Origin of the sequence: Stenotrophomonas sp. 704A1 (assembly GCF_030549525.1) — a bacterium.
Classification (GTDB): Bacteria; Pseudomonadota; Gammaproteobacteria; order Xanthomonadales; family Xanthomonadaceae; genus Stenotrophomonas; species Stenotrophomonas tuberculopleuritidis.
Genome location: NZ_CP130831.1, coordinates 2,724,623 through 2,743,938 on the forward strand (window position 1 = coordinate 2,724,623; position 19,316 = coordinate 2,743,938).

A 19,316-nucleotide genomic window follows, 5' to 3' on the forward strand; every position below is an offset into this window, starting at 1 on the left:
GGTTGCAGGGAACCGCCATTCAGGCAAAGTCGATATCACGGTGATCCGGCCGCGTGGAAAGCGGCGACACCCGGGGGAACCAGCATGACCAGGCGCGCACCACAAACTGCTTCGACCACCGGCCGGGTGCCGCGCGGTCGCAGCTGCGCGGCTGCTGCCCTGCCCGGGAACGATCACCCTGTTTGAGTGTGGCGGAAGGTCCGCCGCACCTCCCCTTCCAGGAAGGAGGGGGCCCAGGGACGGTCCCGGCGGAGCCGGGCGACCGGCCACGCAGGTGTACCGCAGCAACTGACAGGTAGAGGGAGACAACCGTCATGAACGCATCGATCCGCAGGTTCCTGAAAGAAGAAGATGGCGTTACCGCGCTCGAATACGGGCTGCTGGCCGCCGTGATCGCCGGCATCCTGATCGCCGTGGGCAGAACCCAGATCACCGAGTTCTTCACCACGCTGTTCACCCGTCTGTCGGCGATCGCGACCGAAGCGACCACCTGAGTGCGCTGCGCAGGTTCCACCGGCGGTCGCAGCGGCGACCGCGGTGGCCGCGCCGGGACAGCGCTGCAGCATGGGTCCAGTGAAGGACGGAGAGCGTGTGCGATGACACTGCTGGGATTGTTGGCCATCGGGCTGTGCCTGCGGATCGCGATCAGCGACCTGTATGCCCGTCGGGTGCCCAACGCCTGGCTGCTGGCCGCGTGCGCGATCGGTGCGCCGCTGATCGTGGTCGCCCAGTTCAGCGCAGCCGGCCCGGACTGGACCGCGCACGTGCTCGGCGCGGTGATCGGGCTGGTGGCGCTGCTGCCGTTCTATGCGCTGCGCTGGATGGGCGCCGGCGATGTGAAGTTCTTCGCCGTGCTGGGCCTGCTGCTGGGGTGGCAGGCATTGCTGCCGGTGTGGGTGCTGGCCAGCCTGGCGGCCGGAGCACATGCGGTGGCGGTGCTGATCGGCCGGCAGCTGCGCGCGCACCTGCCGCTGCGCCTGCAGCTGCAGGTCAGCCGTGCCAGCACGCAGTGGCAATCGCACCCCGCCGTACGCGAGCTGCAGGCTGCGCGCCAGGGACGGCAGGGCATCCCCTACGCCGCCTATCTCGCGCTTGCCGCGATGGGCTGGGTCGTCGCCACCACCTACGGAGGTGTGGCATGAACACATCCACCCGACGCCGCCAGACCGGTGTCGCCAGCATCGAATTCGCGCTGATGCTGCTGCTTGGCCTGGTCCCCCTGTTGCTGTTCACCTTCTCCGGTGTGCTGATCATGGCTGCACAGCAGACCCTGGCCACCGCCTCGGCCGAAGGTGCGCGGGCGTCGCTGCGGTACGCCGGCGCGGGCGAGCGACGCACCGCTGCCTGCCTGGCCGCACGCCGCTCCATGCAGTGGCTGCTGGAGTTTTCCGGGCAGAACCCGGACTGCAGCAGCGGCGGCAGCGGCGCCATCGTGGTGTCGCCGCAGGCCCCCTGCGCCGGCCTGGCCACGGTGCAGTGCATGACCGTGACGGTCAGCTACGACTACGCACGGAATCCCTTTCTTCCCGGCACCGCCACGCTCTATGGCTGGGTGATGCAGGGCCCCATCCGCAGCGTCGCGGTCGCCCAGCTGGACCTCGGCAGCAACTGACGATCGCTACAGGAGACGGTTTCATGCTCAAGTTGACCCGCATCGCCGCCATCGCCCTGATCGCACTGGCTGTCCTGCTGGCTGTGGTCGCCCTGGTGATCGGTCGCAAGCCCGCCGCGTCGGCCGACACGCCGTCGACCGTGGTGCAGGCCGATGCGCAGACCTTCAGTGTTGTCGAAGCGGTCGCCCGCCTGCCAGCCGGTGAGCCGATCAGCGCCAATGGCGTGCGGCTGGCGCGGCGCACCGCCGAAGTCCCCGGCGCCGCCGCCGAGCTGGCCGCCGTGGTCGGCAAGGTGCCGGTGCAGGACATCAGCGAGGGCAGCGCGATCGGCGCCAGCCTGCTCGCCCAGGGGTTCTCGCTGCAGCTGCGGCCGGGTGAGCGTGCGCTGGCGGTACCGGTCGACGAGCTGGTGGCCGCCGGCAACCGGATCCTGCCGGGCGATTTCGTCGACGTGTTCCTCAACCTGCGCAGTGCCCCCAACAGCTTCAATGGCCAGCCGGACGTCGCGCAGACCCGCCTGCTGCTGTCGCGCCTGCGCGTGCTCAGCTACGGCCAGCAGGATATTGCCGCAGCGCCCGGCCCGGCCGGGAGCGAGGCGGCCACCGAACCGCGCAGCGATGCACGCGCGGCAGACATCACCGGCAGTGCGGGCGCCGCTGGCGGGAGCCGCAGCGGCGGCGACGCCACCCAGCCGGCACGCACTGCGGTGCTGGCGGTGCCGGTCGCCGACGCCAACCGCCTGCTGTTGGGCGCGCAGCAGGGCAAGCTGTTCCTGGCCCTGCGCAATCCCGCCGATACCGGCCTGCCGGACCTGGCGCTGTTCCCGCAGGCACGCGGCGTCCTGGACCCGCTGCGCGGACTGGACAGCGAACAGCAGAAGGCGCTGGAACGCCCGGAGAACCATGCCTATGCCGGTATCGACGGCGACGCGCTGGCCGGCCACCGCGGCAGCACAGCGACCGCCCGCAGCGAGGCGCCGGCGCGTGCGGCGGCACCGCGCCGGACCGCACCGCGCCCCGCCGGCATCGAGATCATCCGCGGTGACAACGCGGCCCCCCGTGGCTCCCTTTGACCCGTATCGAGAGCGTCCATGACTGAACCTCGTTCCCGCCTCCGCCCCACTGTCCGCCAGCGCTGGCTGGCCCTGCTGCTGGTGCTGCTGGCCCCTGGCGCGAGTGTGGCCGCTGACGACCTGCTGCTGCAGACCCGTGAGCAGCGCCCCTGGACCCTGCCGGCCGACCTGGAGCGGGTCGCCATCGCCGACCCCGGCGTGGCCGACATCGTGATGCTGCGCGGCCAGCGCCAGGCGCTGCTGGTGGGCAAGGCGCCCGGCACCACCACCCTGCTGCTGTGGCACCGCCGGCAGGCCGAGCCGCAACGCGTGCAGGTGCGGGTGCAGAGTGCGGTGCAGGGCGCGGCCGATGCCGGCGGCACCGGCCTGGTGTTCACCCAGCAGGACCAGCAGGGTCTCCTGCAGGGCAGCAGTGACAGCGTGCTGGCGCACATGCAGGAACAGAAGACCGCGGTGATGGCGCTGGGCAAGGACGGCAGCCTGGCCGATGCGTCCACCGTTGCCAGTGGCGGCGTGGTGCAGGTCGAGGTCAAGGTGGTCGAGTTCAACAAGACCGCGCTGAAGCAGATCGGCATCAGCTTCCAGAACCGCAACGGCGACTTCGCCTATGGCATCGCCCGCCCCGGCGGCATCCTGCCGGGCAACACCGGCATCCTGCCCGGCATGCAGGAAGGCAATTCCAGCAACGAGACCGAATCGCCGATCTCCTCGGCATTCCGCCTGGTGTTCGGCTCGCGCAAGGGCCTGTGGAACGCCGACGTCGACCTGCTGCAGGCCAACGGCATGGCGCGCGTGCTGGCCGAGCCGACGCTGGTGGCCTTGTCCGGGCAGAGCGCCAGCTTCCTGGCCGGTGGCGAGCTGCCGATCCTGGAGCCGCAGGGCCTGGGCACCACCACCGTCACCTACAAGCCGTTCGGCATCGGCCTGACGGTGACCCCGACCGTGCTGGCGCCTGGCCGCATCGCGCTGAAGGTCGCGCCGGAGGCCAGCGATCTGGACTACACCAACGCCATCGCGCTGAACGGCGTGCAGATCCCCTCCATCACCACCCGCCGCGCCGACACCACCGTGGAACTGGGCGATGGCGAGAGCTTCGTCATCGGCGGCCTGGTCAGCTCCAGCGTGGCCTCCACCGTCAACAAGATTCCGCTGCTGGGCGACCTGCCGATCATCGGCTCGTTCTTCCGCAACTTCGACTACAAGCGCCAGGACAAGGAACTGGTGATCATCGTTACACCGCGGCTGGTGCAACCGCTGGCCCGCAACACCGAACTGCCGCTGCCCGGTGATCGCGAATCCAAACCGCACCTGCCCGAATGGGGTGCATGGCTGCTGGGCCCGGTCAGCCGCGATCCGGTGCCTGGTTTCTCGCGCTGACCCACACGATGCTTCCGGTACCACGCCCATGCCCTACGCCACCGCCCTGCCACTGCACCCGCAAGGACCGCCGATGAACCTGGTCCTGTACGGTATCGACCGTGAACTGCTGCCGCGCCTGGCGGCGAAGCTGCCGCCGGCCACGGTGCTGCACTGGCAGGACAGCGGCGAGCCGACCTCGGCGCAGGACCTTCAGCGCGGCCCGCAGAATCTGGTCCTGCTCGACTTCCGGCCCGAACATGCGTCGGCCTCCACGGTGCTGGCGCAGCAGCTGCAGCAGACCCAGCCGGAGCTGACCCTGGTCGCAGTGGGCGCCACCAGCACCGGTCAGGTCGAGGGCGTGGTGATGGCGCTGCGCGCCGGCCTGCGTGACGTGCTGGATCTGGACAGCGACAACACCGGCATCGAGGCGGCGCTGCGCCGCGCGCTGTCGCCGCGCCCTGCTGCCAGCGCGCAGCAGGTGCACAAGGCACGCCTGATCGTGCTGCTCGGGGTCCGCGCCGGCGTCGGCACCAGCACCCTCGCGGCCCACCTGTCGGTACTGGCGCAGCAGACCCGCACCCTGGCCCAGGGCGAGGCCGCCGTACAGGACGGCCTGCTGATGGAGTTGGCGCAGCCTGCCGGCGATCTGGCGCTGTACCTCAACCTGGACAGCCGCTTCCATTACGAGGATGCGCTGCGCAACGCCAGCCGCATCGATGCCACGCTGGCGCGCACCGCGATGGCCCGGCACGCCAGTGGCCTGGTGCTGCTGGACCGCGCCAGTGGCAGCGACGCGTTGCCGCCCTCTGATCCGGGCGCCCTGCTGCAACGCCTGCGCGGGGTGTTCGCCAGCGTGCTGTGCGATGCCGGTGGCTGCCCGCTGCGGCAAGTGCCGCCGCTGCTGCTGGACCAGGCCGACGAGATCTGGCTGGTCGCCGACGCGTCGATCGCGACCCTGGTGTCGCTCGATCATGCATTGAAGCACCTCGCCGGCCAGCGCGATCGCGAGAAGCGGCTGCAGCTGCTGATCAACCGCCATGACGACAGCAGTGGCATGAGCCCGGAGCAGATCGCACGCCGCTTCGAACTGCCGCTGCTGGCCACCCTGCCCGAACGTCCGCGCGTGCGCAGCGCCGCCAGCCAAGGCCATCTGCTGCTGCAGGATGCACCGCGCGACCCGTACCTGCGTGCCCTCGCCCCGCTGGTGCAACGCCTGGATCCGGCTGCGTGCCCGGTCCAGGCGCACGGCCTGCGGGAAAGACTTGCCCTTGCCCTGGGTGGATCGCAATGGAAGACAAAGTGACTCCGTTTCCGCACGTTGTCGGCCGCAACCTGGCGCCGGAGAATGCACCGGGCACGTTGCCGTTCGCGCAGACCGAGCAGTACCAGAAGGTCCTGTCGGCCGCGCACGAGCACCTGCTCAACAGCATCGAAGACGAGCGCATCGACATCGACTCCTGGGCCCCGGACACCATCGCACGCTGGGTGGAGGTGCAGACGGTGAGCTTCATCCAGGAATGGCGCATTCCCATCAACGAGGAAGAAATGCAGGTGGTGGCCGAAGGGCTGGTCAAGGAGCTGACCGGATTCGGTCCGCTCGATGACCTGCTGCACGATCCCACCATCGAAGACATCCTCATCAATGGCTTCAAGGATGTGCATGTCTCACAGGGCGGGCAGCTGAAGCGCGCGCCGCAGCGCTTCACCGATGACACCCATCTGATGCGCATCCTGCGCCGCATCCTGGCCCCGCTCGGCCGCCGCCTGGACGATTCCAACCCGATGGTCGACGCGCGCCTGCCCAACGGCGGCCGCCTCAACGCGATCATCTCGCCGCTGGCGGTGGACGGCCCGATGGTCTCCATCCGCAAGTTCCGCAAGGATCCGTTCACCCCCGACGAGCTGCTGGCCAAGGGCACCTTCGATGCACCGATGCAGGCGCTGCTGAAGGCGATGGTGCTGGGCCGCTGCAACATCCTGGTGTCCGGTGGCACCAGCTCGGGCAAGACCTCGCTGCTCAATGCATTGGCCAGCTACGTGCCGCCGAACGAGCGCGTGATCACGGTGGAAGACACCGCCGAGCTGTCGCTGAACCATCCGCATGTGGTGCGGCTGGAAAGCCGCATCGGTGGCGCCGAGGGGCAAGGTGCGGTCAGCATCCGCGACCTGGTGCGCAACAGCCTGCGCATGCGTCCGGACCGCATCGTGGTCGGCGAGGTCCGTGGCGCCGAGGTGCTGGAAATGCTGCAGGCGATGAACACCGGCCACGACGGCTCGATGGCCACCATCCATGCCAACTCGCCGCGTGACTGCCTGTACCGCATCGAGATGCTGGCCGGCTTCGCCGGTTTCCAGGGCAGCGAAGACAGCCTGCGCCGGCAGATCGCCAGCGCGATTGATTTCATCGTGCAGATCTCGCGCCTGGGCAGCGGGCGTCGCGTGCTGGTGTCGATCACCGAAATCACCGGAGTCAGCGACAACCTGATCACCACCCAGGAGATGTTCCGTCACGAAGTCCAGATCGATGGCAACGGCAAGGAGGTCGACCGCTGGATCGGGCTGGGCTTCCAGCCGCATTCGCACAAGCTGGAACCGTTCCGGCAGCTGCTCCGCGAATCGCTGTACGGGGACTTCTGAGCATGGGTACCGGCCTGCTGCTGGGAGTGTTGAGCATCGTGTCGGTGCTGCTGGCGCTGGCGGTCTGGCTGTGGGGCACGGCCAGCAGCCATGAACAGCGCCAGGCCTCGCTGCAGCATGCCGAGCAGCAGCTGGCCCGCGGTACCGGCGCGGCCACCGCCGCCGACGCGGCCCGCCTGCCGCCGCCGCTGCCGGCCAGCGGGCGCCGCGTGCTGCCCTGGGACGGGCTGCTGCAACGCGCCGGCCTGGCCACCGGCTGGAAGCTGCCGTTGCTGATGGTGCTGCCCGGCGTCGCGCTGTCCCTGTTCGGCATGTGGCGGCTGGGCACCGGCTGGATGTTTCCGCTGACCCTGCTGCTGTACCTGCTGGGCTGCTGGCTGTGGCTGATGCGCCGCACGACCCGCCTGCAGGCGCAGCTGCTGCACCAGCTGCCGGATTTCCTCGACAACCTGGTGCGCCTGACCGCGCTGGGCAACAGCCTGCAGGCGGCCTTCCAGGTTGCGTCCATGCAGACCAATGCGCCATTGCGCGGCCTGCTCGACACCACCGTGCGCTATGCCCGCGGCGGCATGGACCTGGACCGTGCGCTCAACCTGGCCGCGCAGCCCTATCGCATGGATGTGCTCAAGGTACTGGCCGTGGTGATGGGTGTGAGCGTGCGCATCGGTGGCCGTGCCGATCAGATCCTGCAGCGCATGGGCGATTTCATGCGCGACCTGGAACAGGCCCAGCAGGAACTGGCTGCCACCACCTCGGAAACCCGCATGTCGGCCTGGGTGCTGGGCCTGCTGCCGCCGGCCTGTGCGGTGCTGATGGCCATTTCCAGCCCGGAATTCTTCCAGCCGGTGCTGCACGATCCGCTCGGCCACCGGATCCTGCTGATCGCACTGGGGCTGGAGCTGGTCGGTGGCTTCCTGCTGTATCGCCTGGCCAAGTCGCTATGACCCCTACCCCGCTCCCGCGAGGTGTGCGATGAACGCCGGCGCCTGGTTCATGGCCGCGCTGCTGCTGCTGGCTGCCGGCCTGGGCCTGCTCGGGCTGGGCGGCTGGGTGCGCAGCCATCGCGAAGACCGCAGCGCGGCAACGCTGAAATCGGCGCTGCGCCCGCGCGACAACGACGATGTTGGCACCGAAGCGCGCAAGGACTCGCTGGGCTGGCTGGAACGACTCGGCCGCGGCCTCAGCGGCGGCCGCCTGGAAGCGGCGCTGCTGGCCGGCGAGGATCGCCTGCTGCTGGACCTGGCCGGCTGGAACACGCGGCGCGGCACCGCCATCTACCTGGGCCTGCGCCTGCTGCTGGCGGTGCTGGTGCTGATCGTCACCCTGGCGATCAGCGACGCCACCGGACTGTCACGGATCATGGTGGTGGTGGGCGCACTGGCCGCCGGCCTGCTGCTGCCCAAGTTCGCACTGAGCGCCTGGGTCAAGCGCCGCCGCCGCGCGGTGAACAACGAACTCCCGCTGCTGATCGACCTGCTGCGCCTGCTGCAGGGCGTGGGCTTCAGCATGGACCAGAGCCTGCAGACGCTGGGCGACAAGCTGCGCGATGCACTGCCGGTGCTGGGCCGGGAGATCCAGGAGGCGAACGTGGCCTACACCCACGGCCGCACCCGCGCGCAGTCACTGCGCCGCCTCAGCGATGTCTACGGCGACGACGATCTGTCCAGCCTTGTGCAGCTCATCCTGCAGGTCCATGCACACGGCGGTGCCGTGCAGGAGCCGCTGCGCCAGTTCAGCATCCGCCTGCGCGAGCAGCGCCGCAACGCGCTGAAGGAAAAGGTCGGCAAGCTCTCGGTGAAGATGACCGTGGTGATGATGCTGACCCTGCTGCCTGCATTGATGCTGGTGCTGGCCGGACCTGCCCTGGTCGCGCTGGCTACAACCTTGTCGAAAATGGGATGACCGTCATGCCTGTCCTGCGCCCCGCCTGCCTGCTGATCACCGTGCTCATCGCCACGGCCGGTTGCCGTTCGACCTCGCCCACCTACCTGCGGGCGCCGAGCCTGGCCGAGCCGACGCCGGCGCCGCAGGACAGCCGCAATGCCTACCTGGAGCTGATCCAGCGCATGCAGCAGCAGGACGCGTGGTACGCCTCGCTGGCGCACGTGGACGCGTTCCGTCAGCGCTACGGCGATTCACCCGCGTTGCGCCTGCTGCAGGCCGATGCGTTGCGGCAGACCGGGCAGACCGACGCCGCGCTGGCGTTGTACCGCGAACTTGCCAATGGCCCGCAGGCGGCGGCGGCCGCGCATGGCCTGGGCCTGATCGCGGCGCTGCGCGATGACGACGACGGCAGCGAGCAGGCGCTGGCGCGGGCCACCCAGCTGCAGCCCCTGAACACCGATTACCTGGGCGACCTGGGCTACGCGCGGCTGCGGGCCGGCCGCTTCGAACAGGCACGCGAGCCGCTGGCCAAAGCCCTGGAACTGTCGCCGGGCAACGCCAAGGCAACCGCCAATCTCGCATTGTGGGCCGTGCTGCGCGGCGACACCGCCACCGCCGAGCGCCTGGCGCAGCAGGCCAGCTTCAGCGACGACACCCGCCGCAGTGTGGAACAGCAGGCCCAGCAGATCCGCGCACGCCTGCAGCACCGCCAGGCAGCGGCCAGCCCTGCCACGCCGCGCCCGCCCGGCCGGCGGCCGGCGGCGAGCGCCAGCGACGGCCCGCGGCTGGCGTCCGAAGCACGCCGCGAAGGCACCGATCCGCGCGATCCCGCACGGCTGCCGCCATCGATGCTGGAACGCTTCAGCAGCTCCGACCACCCCACCGGGAACACGCCATGAACGCGACGCCGCTGATCCACCGCCTGCTGCCCCTGGCCACCTGCCTGCTGCTGGCCACCGGCGCACGCGCGCAGACGCCGCAGCCACCGTTGACCGGCCAGATGCTGGCGGCCCCGACCCAGACCGCGCCGTCGCCGCAGGAGGCCGAGGTGCTGCCCCGCGTGGATGTGGTGCCGGCTGCCGCCAGCGCCGCGCCGCGTGAACCGTCACGCGTTGCCGCAGCGCCGCCGGCGCCGTTGCCGCCGCCCCGCACCGAGGTCGGGGACAGCACGCGCTACCTGCTGCGCCTGCAGGCCTCGGGCCAGCAGGCCGGCCCGCGCCTGCCGATCCTCGGTGACCAGGCCACGGCCAGCTACGCGCGCTACCTGAAGAGCTTCCAGTACGACATCCCGCAGTTCTTCGACACCGATGTCGGCAAACCCATGAACAGCTCGCGCACCGGACGCTGAGGCCCGCCATGAACCGTGCCCGCCCGATCACCTTCAGCCGCCCGCGGGGTGGCATGTCGGTCACGCTGATGCTGGTGATGATCGCGCTGGTGGCGATGCTCGGCCTGATCGAGATCGGCTTCCTGTACTGGGCCAAGCGCGATGCGCAGAAGGTGGTCGACCTGGCTGCGCTGGCCGGCGCGCAACGGCTGGACCTGTGTGCCGCCAACAATGCCGACAACAGTGCTGCGCGGCAGAGCGCGCTGGTCCAGAACGGGTTCCGCGGGGAGCTGCAGATCGAATGCGGCAACTGGAACGCTGGCCGCAACGCCGTCGACCACTTCAGTCCGAGCGTGGATGCCAGCAACCCGCGCAACGCGGTGCGGGTGGTGGCCGAGCGCGGCGTGCTGCCGTTCTTCGCCCAGAACCGTTCGCTGCCGACGCTGCGCGTGCGCGCGGTGGCCAAGCGCTCGGAGCCGTCGGCGGTGTTCGCGGTGGGTTCGCAGCTGCTGCGCACCAATGGCAACTCGCCGCTGATGACCACGCTGCGCCTGGTCGGGCTGGACGTCACCAATGCCACGGTGCTGTCCTACGACGGGCTGGCCCAGGCCAGCATCACCCCGTCCGGGCTGCTGGCCGCGCTGGGCATTCCGGTCACGGCCGACCTCAGCGTCGCCGACTTCAACCGCCTGCTCTCGCTCAACCGCGTATCGCTGGCGCAGCTGGTCAACGCCACCGCCACCGTGGTCGGCCGTGATACCACCGTGGGGGTGCAGTTGCAGGCCCTGTCCAATCTGGTCGGCACCCGGCTGGACATCAACCAGCTCAACATCCTGCTGGGCAGCCCCTCGGGCGGTGGTGGCCTGTTCGCCGAAGTGATCTCGCCCGATGGCACGGTCGGCAGCGCGCTGGAATCGAAGATCAACGTGCTGGACCTGGTCAACGCCGCGATCTCCATCGCCAACGACGGCAACGGGGTCACCGTGCAGGGCCTCAACCTGCTCGGCATCGAGGTGAAGGCCGGCGTGGTCGAACCGCCCTCGATCGGCATCGGCGGTGTCGGCACGCGTGCCTACAACGCGCAGGTGCGCTTGATGGTGGATGTCGACAGCGATCGCCTGTTCGCGATCGGGCCGCTGCTGTCGCTGCTGGGTACGCGCCTGCACCTGCCCCTGCACGTGGATGTCGCCAACGCGATGGGAACGCTGAGCAGCATCCAGTGCGGCGCCGTGCCCCCTACCGCCACCATCCAGGTGGATTCCTCGGTGCTGCGCGCCTGCGTGGGCAGGGTCGACGCCGCCGATCGCTTCTCCAAGAGCAATGTCTGCGATGCCACCCTGCAGAACGAGCAGCTGCTGAAGCTGCTGGGGCAGCCGCTGATCAACAACCGGATCACCCTGCCCGCGCTGACCGGCAGCCAGTCGCTCACCCTGGCCGCGGGCCAGACCGGGTCGACCCGGATCAACCCGCTGGCGGTCGGCACGGCGGTGTCCGACCTGGTCAACGAGCTGTTGCGGGTGCTGTCGGGCATGCTCAGCTCGCCCAGCCAGGGCATGACCGCCAACGATACTGCCAAGGCCCTGGCCGACCGCTACCTGCAGGCGGCCTTTCCGACAGGCGGCCGCTACAACGTCGACCAGGTGATTCCGTTGCTGCGCGATGGCGACCCCGCGCGCAACCTGGCGCCGCTGGGCAACTGGACGGTCACCAAGGGCGTGCCCAAGCCCTGCCTGATCGGCCTCACCACCTGCTGGGAAAACGGCTCGGTGTGGACCGGCTTCCGCACCACCGTCACCGGCCAAGGCCTGGGCCTGCTCGACGGCCTGCTCGGCTCCCTGGTCGGCGGCCTGCTGATCAACCGCTGCGACAGCCTGCTCGGCAACCTCATCGACTACAACGGCTGCGTACGCACCAACCTGGCCTCGTACATCCAGACCGCCCCCGCCGGCTTCCTCGATGGCGCCGGCGGCAGCGGGGTAACCACGCCGGGCAACAACGTGACCTGCAGCGGCCTGCTGTGCGCGGTGCTGAACCCGGTGCTGGCCGCGCTCAAGCCGGTGCTCAACAGTGTCGGCGCGCTGCTGACCAACACCCTGGCCAGCCTGCTGGGCCTGGAACTGGGGCGTACCGATGTCAGCGTGCAGTCGATCCAGTGCAGCTCGGCACAGCTGGTGTTCTGAGCACGCCGGCCCCGCTTGGCGGCGCCCATGCGCATGCTAGACTCGCTGCGGGGAACCACTTTTCATCTCAACCCACACTACATCCGTGGACGGTCTAGACATGCGAGAAACTTCAGGGGGCACCGCCTTCGCCCGGTATCCGCGCGGCGCAGCACTGCTGGCCGTGGCCATGATCCTGGTTGCGCCGTCGGCGCTGGCCGCGCGGAGTGAGCGCACTGCCCCGGCCGAGCCCGCCCGGCCGGCGCCGGTGGTACGCAATACCGTCGACGAGCTGAAGCAGCTGATGGATGCGCAGCAGTTGACCGAACTGCGCACCACCTACAACGGCAACTACGGCGCCAGCCTGCTGTTCAACGCAAACACCCTGACCTACTACGTCGCCCTGTTCCAGGAAAAGAATTTCTGGCGGGTGATCAAGACCGATGCGGTCGACAACGCCGAACGTGTCTACCGCACCTTCGTGCAGCAGACCGAGCAGCTCGCCCAGGTCTACATCGACACCACCCGGCTGGAAGCCGGCAAGCGCTATACCGAGCGCCTGGTGGCCTACAACGAAGAACGCCTGCGCACCCTGCAGCAGGAAATGGAACAGCAGCAGGCGCAGTCGGCGCAGGTCAGTGCCGCCCTGCAGCAGGCGCAGCAGCAGGCCGTGAGCCTGAGCACCGACGTGCAGAGCACCAACAGCCAGCTCGACGCGCTGCAGCGCCGTATCCAGATCCTGCAGGCCGAACAGGGCAACCCGGAACTGAGCCTGCCCACGCCGGACGCTCCGGCCGTACCGGCCGCGGCCAGCGACGGTCGCTGAGACGGTCTGGCACGCGCCCGGCAACGGCACCTTCGGGTGCCGTTTTTCGTTGCGCTCAGCGGCAGGCCGCGCGCACCGCGTCGTCCAGCTGGCGCCGCTGCAGGTAGTCCAGCCGGCGTGCGCCGGCCAGCGCCGTGACCTGCCGCCGCCGCGCGCGTTCGCAGCCGGCCGGGTCGGCCGCGAGCGGGATCATGGCCCCCTGCGCATGCCCGCGTGCAGGCCGTCGCGGCGTGCGTGGTGGTGCAGGAGCTGCCGCTGCGGAAGGCGCGGCACGCGCCGCGGCGTCCTCGGCCGGCACCTCCCATCGCCATTCCGCGCGGCCCTGGCAGGGCGTCTGCTGGTAGACCGGGTGCGCGCCCTCGCTGCACTTGTAGACATTGGTCTGTGCCATCGCAGGCAGCGCCAGCAGCAGGCCCGGCACCACGTGCCACCTCCCTTTCGACATCCCCCACTCCCTGCACCGCCACCGACGCGCATGATCGCCAGGGGTGCCACCGGCCGCCAGAGCGGGTCGCGTCAACACCGCGCTGCAATCGGACACAGCCGTGCAAGACCGGCGCCGGCGCGTGCGCTGTACTGCCGGAGGCCCGGCCACCGATGCCGGTGCCTTCCCTCCCTTCCGCCAAGGAACCTGCAATGAGCAACTTCGTCACCGTCAACGACGGCGCCCGCATCTTCTACAAGGACTGGGGCACCGGCCAGCCTGTCGTGTTCGCCCATGGCTGGCCGCTGTCGTCCGATGCCTGGGACCCGCAGATGCTGTTCATGGGCCAGAACGGCTACCGCGTGATCGCCCATGACCGCCGCAGCCACGGCCGTTCCAGCCAGACCTGGGACGGCAACAACATGGATACCTACGCCGATGACCTGGCGGCGGTGATCGAGGCGCTGGACCTGAAGGACGCGATCCTGGTCGGCCACTCCACCGGCGGTGGCGAAGTGGCGCACTACATCGGCCGCCATGGCAGCGCGCGCGTGGCCAAGGTGGTCCTGGTCGGCGCCGTACCGCCGCTGATGCTGAAGACCGACGCCAACCCGGCGGGTACCCCGCTGGAAGTGTTCGATGGCATCCGCAAGGGCACCGGCGGTGACCGCTCGCAGTTCTTCAAGGACCTCAGCACGCCGTTCTTCGGTGCGAACCGCGAAGGCAACAGCGTCACCCAGGGCATGCGCGATTCGTTCTGGCTGCAGGGCATGCTGGGCGGCGTCAAGGGCCAGTACGACTGCATCCACGAGTTCTCGGAAGTGGATTACACCGGGGATCTGAACAAGATCGATGTGCCGGCGCTGGTGGTGCATGGCGATGACGACCAGATCGTGCCGTTCGATGCGTCGGCCAAGCTCTCCTCGCAGATCATCAAGGACGCCGAGTTGAAGGTGTACGCCGGTGCTCCGCATGGCCTGACCGTGACCCACGCCGACCAGTTCAACGCCGACCTGCTGGCGTTCGCTCGCCGATGACCTGCCGCGGCGGCGCCTCATGGCGCCGCCGCATGTCTACCGAGCCGCCGGGCATGGCCCGGCGCTACCGTCCGGAATCCGCTGTCGTGCCCTGACGCACCGCCGGTGCGTGTTCCGCCGGGCATGGCCCGGCGCTACCCCTCAGATGTCGTGGTGATGGTGCGGCACTGCGGACGGCAGCGGATCGTGACCGCCTACGAAATGCCGTACCACCGGCGCACGTTCGCCCCGGTGCAGCGCCCGCAGCACTTCCTGTATCGCCTTGTCATCGGCGGTGATGCGCTCGTGCTGGCGCAGGTGCTCCAGCCAGGACACCGCCACGAAATACTCCAGGTGGATCCCCGGACTCGCCACATCCTCGACCACGCCCCAGACCACGGCGCCGTCGCGGCGACGGATGGCACCCAGGGCCCGCATCTGGGCCTGGAACGCAGCGCGGTCGGCGGCATCGATGCGGTACTCGATGGTGACCAGCACCGGGCCACGGTCCTGCGACACCGGCACCGACAGTTCCGGGGCGGGCCAGTGACCGGCCGGGCGCAGGTCCAGGTCTTCGGTGCCGGCGATGCGCACGCGCCATACCAGCAGCCCGCCGACCACCGCGCCGGCGGCCGCCAGCAGCAGTGCCAGCTCCGGCGAGGTGCGTTGTGCCAGCGCGCCCCAGCTCAGGCCGCCGGCCGCCATGCCCGCGGAGAACACCATGATGTACAGCGCCAGCGCACGCGCGCGCACCCATGCCGGGACGGCGGTCTGCGCGGCGATCTGCAGCGACGACAGCACGGTGATCCAGGCAAAACCGTTGACCAGCATCACCAGCGGCAGCACGTACCAGCTTCGGGTCAGCGCCAGCCCGACCAGGCTCAGCGCCAGCGACAGCGTGGCCAGCAGCACCAGCAGGTCACGGTCCAGCCGCGCGCGCAGCTTCGGCAGCAGCAGCGCGCCACCCACTGCACCGATGCCGATGCAGCCCAGCAGCACGCCGTACTGCCCCGCCCCGCCGTGCATCTGACCGCGCACCACCACCGGCAGCATCGCGTTCATGGCCGCGGCGAAGAAGAAGAAACCGACCGACTTGATCAGCACCGCCTGCAGGCGTCCGGCACGGCTGGCATAACGCAGGCCTGCCTTGAGCCCCGCGCCGAAGCCCTCCGGCGGCAGGCTGGACGCCTTCGGGTCGCGTTTCCAGCCCCACACCACGAACAGCATCGCCGCGAAGGTGATGGCGTTGAAGCCGAACGCCCAGACCGCACCGAGCTGGGCCACGATCACGCCGCCGATGGCCGGCCCGATCGAACGGGCGATGTTGATGCCGATCGAGTTCAGCGCCACCGCCGACGCCAGCATCGGCTGCGGCACCAGCTCGGACACGATCGCTGCCTGTGCGGGCATCGCCATCGCTGCCCCACAGCCCATGCAGAAGGTCAGCAGCACCAGCAGCTGCGGTGTCAGCAGGTCCATCGCTGTCAGCGTGGCCATCACTGCCGCCACCAGCAGCATCCAGCCCTGGGTGGCCAGCAGGTATCTGCGGCGGTCGACGATGTCGGCCAGGGTGCCGGCCACCAGCGCCAGCAGGACGATCGGCACGGTGGTGGCCGACTGCACCAGGGCCACCATCAGCGGTGACCCGGTACGCTCGGCCATCACCCAGGCGGCGGCGACGTCGTTGACCCAGGTACCGATGTTGCTGGCCAGGATCGCCAGCCACAGCGAGCGGAACATGCCGATCTTCAGCGGCGACCAGGCCCCGGTGGCCTGCGGGGAGTGCTGCGACGCGGATGCGTTCACCATTGCCATGCTCCAACAAGTGAGGCGAACAGCGTGTCCTGGCCGCCGGCCTGCTTCAGCGCAGGCCCCGCGTCGATCCAGGCCAGCTGCAGCTGCCATTGCCAGCGGTCACTGACCTGCCAGCGGGTTTCGGATTTGTATTGGGTGCCGATCCGGCGCGCACCGCCGGCGCTGCCGGGCAGTGCCACCAGCGGCGCCGGTGTGGTGTAGACGGCATCGGCGCGGCGCTGCTTCCAGGCCACCTGTACACCGAGTTCGGTGCTCAGCGTGTCGTGCAGGCGCAACCCCAGCGTCGGCTGCACGTCCATCAGGTTGGCCGGTGCCAGCAGGCTGGCCTCGCTGAAGTAGGCGGACTTCGGGAACAGCGCGTTGAAGGTGCCGAGCCGGTGGTCCTGGCGGTCACCGTCGCCGCTGGCGATGTCGGCCTTCAGGCCCAGCCGTGGCTGCAGTGGCCGCTCGCTCCATCGCCAGCCGGTATCGGTGGCCAGGGTCCATGCGCGGATGTCCAGACTGGCACCGGCGGTGCGCAGCTGGCCGCCCTGCACCACCAGCTCGGTGTTCCAGTCCAGCGCACCGGACTGGCCGAACCAGCGGGTGCCCAGGGTTTGCCGGCGCTCGATGCCGCTGCCGGCGGCGAAGCGTGCGCCTTCACGGCGATAGTCCAGCAGGTACAGGTCCCATTGGCCGGGGCCCTGGCCGCGCGCGGTGGTGGCATAGGCGCCCCACAGGTGGGCACCGGCTTCGCCGCGGTCATCGAACGCACCCGGCCGGTTCTGCACCGGCCGCAACGCCATCAGCTCGAGCGCGCCGAGGCGGCCCTGCCAGCCTGCGCGCGCGCCATCGAAGGCCAGGCGGATGTTGGGGCCATCGCGGACCGACAACAGCCGCGAACTGCCATAGCCCGCTTCCTGCCGGCCCAGCTGCAGATGGAAGCTGCCGTGCTGCCAGCGCCAGTACGCCTGCTGCACATCCAGCGCGCTGCGGTCGGTCCTGCCCGGGCCGCCGGCCTTGCCGCGCTCGCCGTGCACGCCCAGCTGCAGTTTCGCCTGCCAGTCGTCCTCGGCATAGGTGGCCGAGCCCAGCGCGCGCAGCAGGCCATAGCCGTCCTCGCTGCCGCCGATGCCGAACCGGGTCGGGTCGTAGTACATGCCGCGCACGCGCAGCGCCCCCTCCCACTGCAGCTGGCCATCGCCCAACGCCGTGCAGTGCCCTGCGCTGCAGGCCTGCGCCAGCGTTGGCGCGGCCAGCAGCGCGAGCGTCAGAACGCGAAGCACGAACATCCCATCGCACCCCAGAAGGCACTCAGGTCGTCTGTCGGCGCGGCATGCCGTGCGGCATGGCCATGGGCACCGTGGGTGCTGCAGGCCACGCCATGGTGATGCCGGTGCGCCGCCGCCAGTCCGGTTGCGGCACCGCCGACGTGGTAGCCACCGAACCGGTTCACCGGCGACCAGTCCGGCATTGCCGGCGGCAGCTGCGGCGCCAGCCCGGCGTAGTCGCCGTCGGCATGCACAATGCGCCCCCCGACCACGGTCAGCACGCTGGTGATGTCGGCGATCTGCGCCTCGTCGACGCGGAAGAAGTCGGCCGAGAGCAGGATGAAGTCGGCCAGCTGGCCGGCCTTCAGCGTGCCCTTCACCGCTTCATCGCCGGAGAACCAGGCACTGCCCTGGGTCCACAGGCGCAGCGCCTGCTCACGCTCCAGCAGGTTCTCGTCGCCATACAGGGCCAGCCCGCCCACGGTGCGCCCGGTCACCAGCCACGACAGTGCCACCCAGGGGTTGTAGCTGGCGACGCGGGTGGCATCGGTGCCCGCCCCCACCGGCACGCCTTCGGCCAGCATGCGCTTGACCGGCGGGGTATGGCGCGCGGCCTGCACGCCATACCGTTCCACGAACGCTTCGCCCTGGTAGGCCATGCGGTGCTGTACCGCGATGCCGCCGCCCAGCGCGCGGATGCGTTCGATGTTGCGCGGGGTGATGGTCTCGGCGTGGTCGATGAACCAGTGCAGGCCATCGAACGGCACCTCACGGTTGACCTGCTCGTAGACATCGAGGATGCGGGTGATGCTCTCGTCGTAGGTGGCGTGGATGCGGAACGGCCAGCGCTTCTCCACCAGCAGCCTGACCACCTCGTGCAGTTCCGGTTCCAGTTCCGGTGGCAGTTCCGGGCGCGGCTCGTTGAACAGTTCGAAATCGGCGGCGGAGAACACCAGCATCTCGCCGGCACCATTGTGGCGCAGCAGGTCATCGCCCTGGCGTGGCTGCAGCATCTCGCTCCAGCCGCGGAAGTCGTTGACCTCGTTGCCCTTGTTCTGGGTGAACAGGTTGTAGGCGATGCGCACGGTCAACTGGTCGTCGCGGTGCAGCTGCTCGATGACCTGGTAGTCCTCGGGATAGTTCTGGAAGCCACCGCCGGCGTCGATCACCGAGGTGATGCCAAGCCGGTTCAGTTCGCGCATGAAATGCCGGGTGGAATTGGCCTGGTACTCGATCGGCAGCTTCGGTCCCTTGGCCAGGGTGGCATACAGGATCAGCGCATTGGGCTTGGCCAGCAGCAGGCCGGTGGGATTGCCCAGCGAATCGCGCACGATCTGGCCACCCGGCGGATCCGGGGTGTCCTTGCTGTAGCCGCAGGCCCGCAGCGCGGCACGGTTGAGCAGCGCGCGGTCGTACAGGTGCAGCAGGAACACGGGGGTGTCCGGCGCGATCTCGTTGAGCTCCTGCAGGGTCGGCAGGCGCTTTTCGTTGAACTGGGTGGCGGTGAAGCCACCGACCACCCGCACCCATTGCGGGGCCGGTGTACGGTCGACCTGGGCCTTGAGCATGTCCAGCGCATCGCCCAGCGAACGCAGGCCATCCCAGCGCAGCTCCAGGTTGTAGTTCAGGCCACCGCGGATCAGATGGGTGTGGCTGTCGTTGAGGCCCGGCAGCAGGCGCCGTCCCTGTGCATCGATGATCGTCGCTTCATTGCCCCAGCCGCGCATGATGTCCTGATCGCTGCCGACGGCGAGGATGCGGCCATCGCGCACGGCCAGTGCCTGTGCATGCGGCAGCTGCGGATCGAGGGTGGTGATGCGGGCATTGCGGATGACCAGCGTGTTCATGCGGCGCTCCTTGGGAGGGGATTCGAGTGCCGAGGCGGTGCCACCGGCCAGGCCGAGCGTCAGCGCAGCACCGGTCGCCAGCACGAC

At 69.6% G+C, this 19,316-nt stretch carries 18 protein-coding genes; 14 read left to right on the plus strand and 4 right to left on the minus strand.

Annotation, left to right across the window (positions count from 1 at the left end; genetic code table 11):
- Nucleotides 1-314 precede the first annotated feature (314 nt).
- The 13 genes from Q5Z10_RS12720 to Q5Z10_RS12780 all read left to right on the plus strand — a co-directional run bounded on the left by Q5Z10_RS12720 (nt 315) and on the right by Q5Z10_RS12780 (nt 12,877).
- Nucleotides 315-494 carry a Flp family type IVb pilin gene (locus Q5Z10_RS12720; protein ID WP_303635794.1) on the plus strand — a complete coding sequence of 60 codons (180 nt, stop codon included), beginning with the start codon at nt 315-317 and terminating at the stop codon, nt 492-494.
- Nucleotides 495-596: 102 nt separating this feature from the next.
- On the plus strand, nt 597-1,142 hold the full coding sequence (locus Q5Z10_RS12725; RefSeq protein ID WP_303635795.1) for an A24 family peptidase: 546 nt from the start codon (nt 597-599) through the stop codon (nt 1,140-1,142).
- On the plus strand, nt 1,139-1,612 hold the full coding sequence (locus tag Q5Z10_RS12730) for a TadE/TadG family type IV pilus assembly protein (RefSeq protein WP_303635796.1): 474 nt from the start codon (nt 1,139-1,141) through the stop codon (nt 1,610-1,612). The genes Q5Z10_RS12725 and Q5Z10_RS12730 overlap by 4 nt, the downstream gene beginning before the upstream one ends.
- A gap of 23 nt (nt 1,613-1,635) precedes the next feature.
- Nucleotides 1,636-2,685, plus strand: coding sequence for a Flp pilus assembly protein CpaB (gene cpaB, locus Q5Z10_RS12735; RefSeq protein WP_303635797.1), 1,050 nt, complete (start codon nt 1,636-1,638; stop codon nt 2,683-2,685).
- Nucleotides 2,686-2,703: 18 nt separating this feature from the next.
- A complete protein-coding gene (locus tag Q5Z10_RS12740; protein WP_303635798.1) occupies nt 2,704-4,062 on the plus strand; it encodes a type II and III secretion system protein family protein in 1,359 nt (452 codons plus the stop codon).
- A gap of 28 nt (nt 4,063-4,090) precedes the next feature.
- Nucleotides 4,091-5,347: a CpaE/TadZ family protein gene (locus Q5Z10_RS12745; RefSeq protein ID WP_345783965.1), complete on the plus strand. Its 1,257-nt coding sequence runs from the start codon at nt 4,091-4,093 to the stop codon at nt 5,345-5,347.
- Nucleotides 5,332-6,681, plus strand: coding sequence for a TadA family conjugal transfer-associated ATPase (locus Q5Z10_RS12750; protein WP_303635800.1), 1,350 nt, complete (start codon nt 5,332-5,334; stop codon nt 6,679-6,681). The genes Q5Z10_RS12745 and Q5Z10_RS12750 overlap by 16 nt, the downstream gene beginning before the upstream one ends.
- A 2-nt stretch (nt 6,682-6,683) precedes the next feature.
- Complete coding sequence (locus tag Q5Z10_RS12755) at nt 6,684-7,625, plus strand: type II secretion system F family protein (RefSeq protein ID WP_303635801.1); 942 nt, start codon at nt 6,684-6,686, stop codon at nt 7,623-7,625.
- Between the two features lie 28 nt (nt 7,626-7,653).
- Nucleotides 7,654-8,583, plus strand: coding sequence for a type II secretion system F family protein (locus Q5Z10_RS12760; protein WP_303635802.1), 930 nt, complete (start codon nt 7,654-7,656; stop codon nt 8,581-8,583).
- A gap of 5 nt (nt 8,584-8,588) precedes the next feature.
- Nucleotides 8,589-9,464: a tetratricopeptide repeat protein gene (locus Q5Z10_RS12765; protein ID WP_303635803.1), complete on the plus strand. Its 876-nt coding sequence runs from the start codon at nt 8,589-8,591 to the stop codon at nt 9,462-9,464.
- Complete coding sequence (locus tag Q5Z10_RS12770; RefSeq protein ID WP_303635804.1) at nt 9,461-9,913, plus strand: DUF3613 domain-containing protein; 453 nt, start codon at nt 9,461-9,463, stop codon at nt 9,911-9,913. Before Q5Z10_RS12765 ends, Q5Z10_RS12770 begins: the two co-directional genes overlap by 4 nt.
- 8 nt (nt 9,914-9,921) lie before the next feature.
- Entirely contained in the window at nt 9,922-12,072 is a 2,151-nt protein-coding gene (locus tag Q5Z10_RS12775; RefSeq protein ID WP_303635805.1) for a TadG family pilus assembly protein, read from the plus strand.
- Between the two features lie 100 nt (nt 12,073-12,172).
- Complete coding sequence (locus Q5Z10_RS12780; RefSeq protein WP_303635806.1) at nt 12,173-12,877, plus strand: DUF2968 domain-containing protein; 705 nt, start codon at nt 12,173-12,175, stop codon at nt 12,875-12,877.
- A 55-nt stretch (nt 12,878-12,932) separates the two neighbouring features.
- Here Q5Z10_RS12780 and Q5Z10_RS12785 read toward each other — a convergent pair whose 3' ends face one another.
- Complete coding sequence (locus Q5Z10_RS12785; protein ID WP_303635807.1) at nt 12,933-13,322, minus strand: hypothetical protein; 390 nt, start codon at nt 13,320-13,322, stop codon at nt 12,933-12,935.
- A 191-nt stretch (nt 13,323-13,513) separates the two neighbouring features.
- Between Q5Z10_RS12785 and Q5Z10_RS12790 the strand changes: the two genes are divergently transcribed.
- The gene (locus Q5Z10_RS12790) at nt 13,514-14,338 is read left to right on the plus strand and encodes an alpha/beta fold hydrolase (RefSeq protein WP_303635808.1); all 825 of its coding nucleotides are present in this window, start codon (nt 13,514-13,516) and stop codon (nt 14,336-14,338) included.
- Between the two features lie 141 nt (nt 14,339-14,479).
- Here the strand turns inward: Q5Z10_RS12790 and Q5Z10_RS12795 are convergent, their stop codons facing one another.
- From Q5Z10_RS12795 to Q5Z10_RS12805, 3 genes are read right to left on the minus strand one after another with little or no spacing between them, the layout of a single operon-like run.
- Nucleotides 14,480-16,126: an MFS transporter gene (locus tag Q5Z10_RS12795; protein ID WP_303635809.1), complete on the minus strand. Its 1,647-nt coding sequence runs from the start codon at nt 16,124-16,126 to the stop codon at nt 14,480-14,482.
- Nucleotides 16,120-17,403, minus strand: a complete 1,284-nt coding sequence (locus Q5Z10_RS12800; protein ID WP_303635810.1) for an alginate export family protein — start codon at nt 17,401-17,403, stop codon at nt 16,120-16,122. The genes Q5Z10_RS12795 and Q5Z10_RS12800 overlap by 7 nt, the downstream gene beginning before the upstream one ends.
- On the minus strand, nt 17,382-19,229 hold the full coding sequence (locus Q5Z10_RS12805) for an amidohydrolase (protein WP_303639184.1): 1,848 nt from the start codon (nt 19,227-19,229) through the stop codon (nt 17,382-17,384). The genes Q5Z10_RS12800 and Q5Z10_RS12805 overlap by 22 nt, the downstream gene beginning before the upstream one ends.
- Nucleotides 19,230-19,316: the final 87 nt, after the last annotated feature.

What these genes read in the sequence shown, in the direction of transcription:
- cpaB (WP_303635797.1), top strand. Translation starts at nt 1,636, where the DNA reads ATGCTCAAGTTGACCCGCATCGCCGCCATCGCCCTGATCGCACTGGCT.
- Q5Z10_RS12765 (WP_303635803.1), top strand. Translation starts at nt 8,589, where the DNA reads ATGCCTGTCCTGCGCCCCGCCTGCCTGCTGATCACCGTGCTCATCGCC.
- Q5Z10_RS12795 (WP_303635809.1), bottom strand. Translation starts at nt 16,126, where the DNA reads ATGGTGAACGCATCCGCGTCGCAGCACTCCCCGCAGGCCACCGGGGCC.
- Q5Z10_RS12760 (WP_303635802.1), top strand. Translation starts at nt 7,654, where the DNA reads ATGAACGCCGGCGCCTGGTTCATGGCCGCGCTGCTGCTGCTGGCTGCC.
- Q5Z10_RS12780 (WP_303635806.1), top strand. Translation starts at nt 12,173, where the DNA reads ATGCGAGAAACTTCAGGGGGCACCGCCTTCGCCCGGTATCCGCGCGGC.
- Q5Z10_RS12770 (WP_303635804.1), top strand. Translation starts at nt 9,461, where the DNA reads ATGAACGCGACGCCGCTGATCCACCGCCTGCTGCCCCTGGCCACCTGC.
- Q5Z10_RS12805 (WP_303639184.1), bottom strand. Translation starts at nt 19,229, where the DNA reads ATGAACACGCTGGTCATCCGCAATGCCCGCATCACCACCCTCGATCCG.
- Q5Z10_RS12745 (WP_345783965.1), top strand. Translation starts at nt 4,091, where the DNA reads ATGCCCTACGCCACCGCCCTGCCACTGCACCCGCAAGGACCGCCGATG.
- Q5Z10_RS12750 (WP_303635800.1), top strand. Translation starts at nt 5,332, where the DNA reads ATGGAAGACAAAGTGACTCCGTTTCCGCACGTTGTCGGCCGCAACCTG.
- Q5Z10_RS12720 (WP_303635794.1), top strand. Translation starts at nt 315, where the DNA reads ATGAACGCATCGATCCGCAGGTTCCTGAAAGAAGAAGATGGCGTTACC.
- Q5Z10_RS12725 (WP_303635795.1), top strand. Translation starts at nt 597, where the DNA reads ATGACACTGCTGGGATTGTTGGCCATCGGGCTGTGCCTGCGGATCGCG.
- Q5Z10_RS12755 (WP_303635801.1), top strand. Translation starts at nt 6,684, where the DNA reads ATGGGTACCGGCCTGCTGCTGGGAGTGTTGAGCATCGTGTCGGTGCTG.
- Q5Z10_RS12730 (WP_303635796.1), top strand. Translation starts at nt 1,139, where the DNA reads ATGAACACATCCACCCGACGCCGCCAGACCGGTGTCGCCAGCATCGAA.
- Q5Z10_RS12775 (WP_303635805.1), top strand. Translation starts at nt 9,922, where the DNA reads ATGAACCGTGCCCGCCCGATCACCTTCAGCCGCCCGCGGGGTGGCATG.
- Q5Z10_RS12790 (WP_303635808.1), top strand. Translation starts at nt 13,514, where the DNA reads ATGAGCAACTTCGTCACCGTCAACGACGGCGCCCGCATCTTCTACAAG.
- Q5Z10_RS12785 (WP_303635807.1), bottom strand. Translation starts at nt 13,322, where the DNA reads ATGTCGAAAGGGAGGTGGCACGTGGTGCCGGGCCTGCTGCTGGCGCTG.
- Q5Z10_RS12800 (WP_303635810.1), bottom strand. Translation starts at nt 17,403, where the DNA reads ATGTTCGTGCTTCGCGTTCTGACGCTCGCGCTGCTGGCCGCGCCAACG.
- Q5Z10_RS12740 (WP_303635798.1), top strand. Translation starts at nt 2,704, where the DNA reads ATGACTGAACCTCGTTCCCGCCTCCGCCCCACTGTCCGCCAGCGCTGG.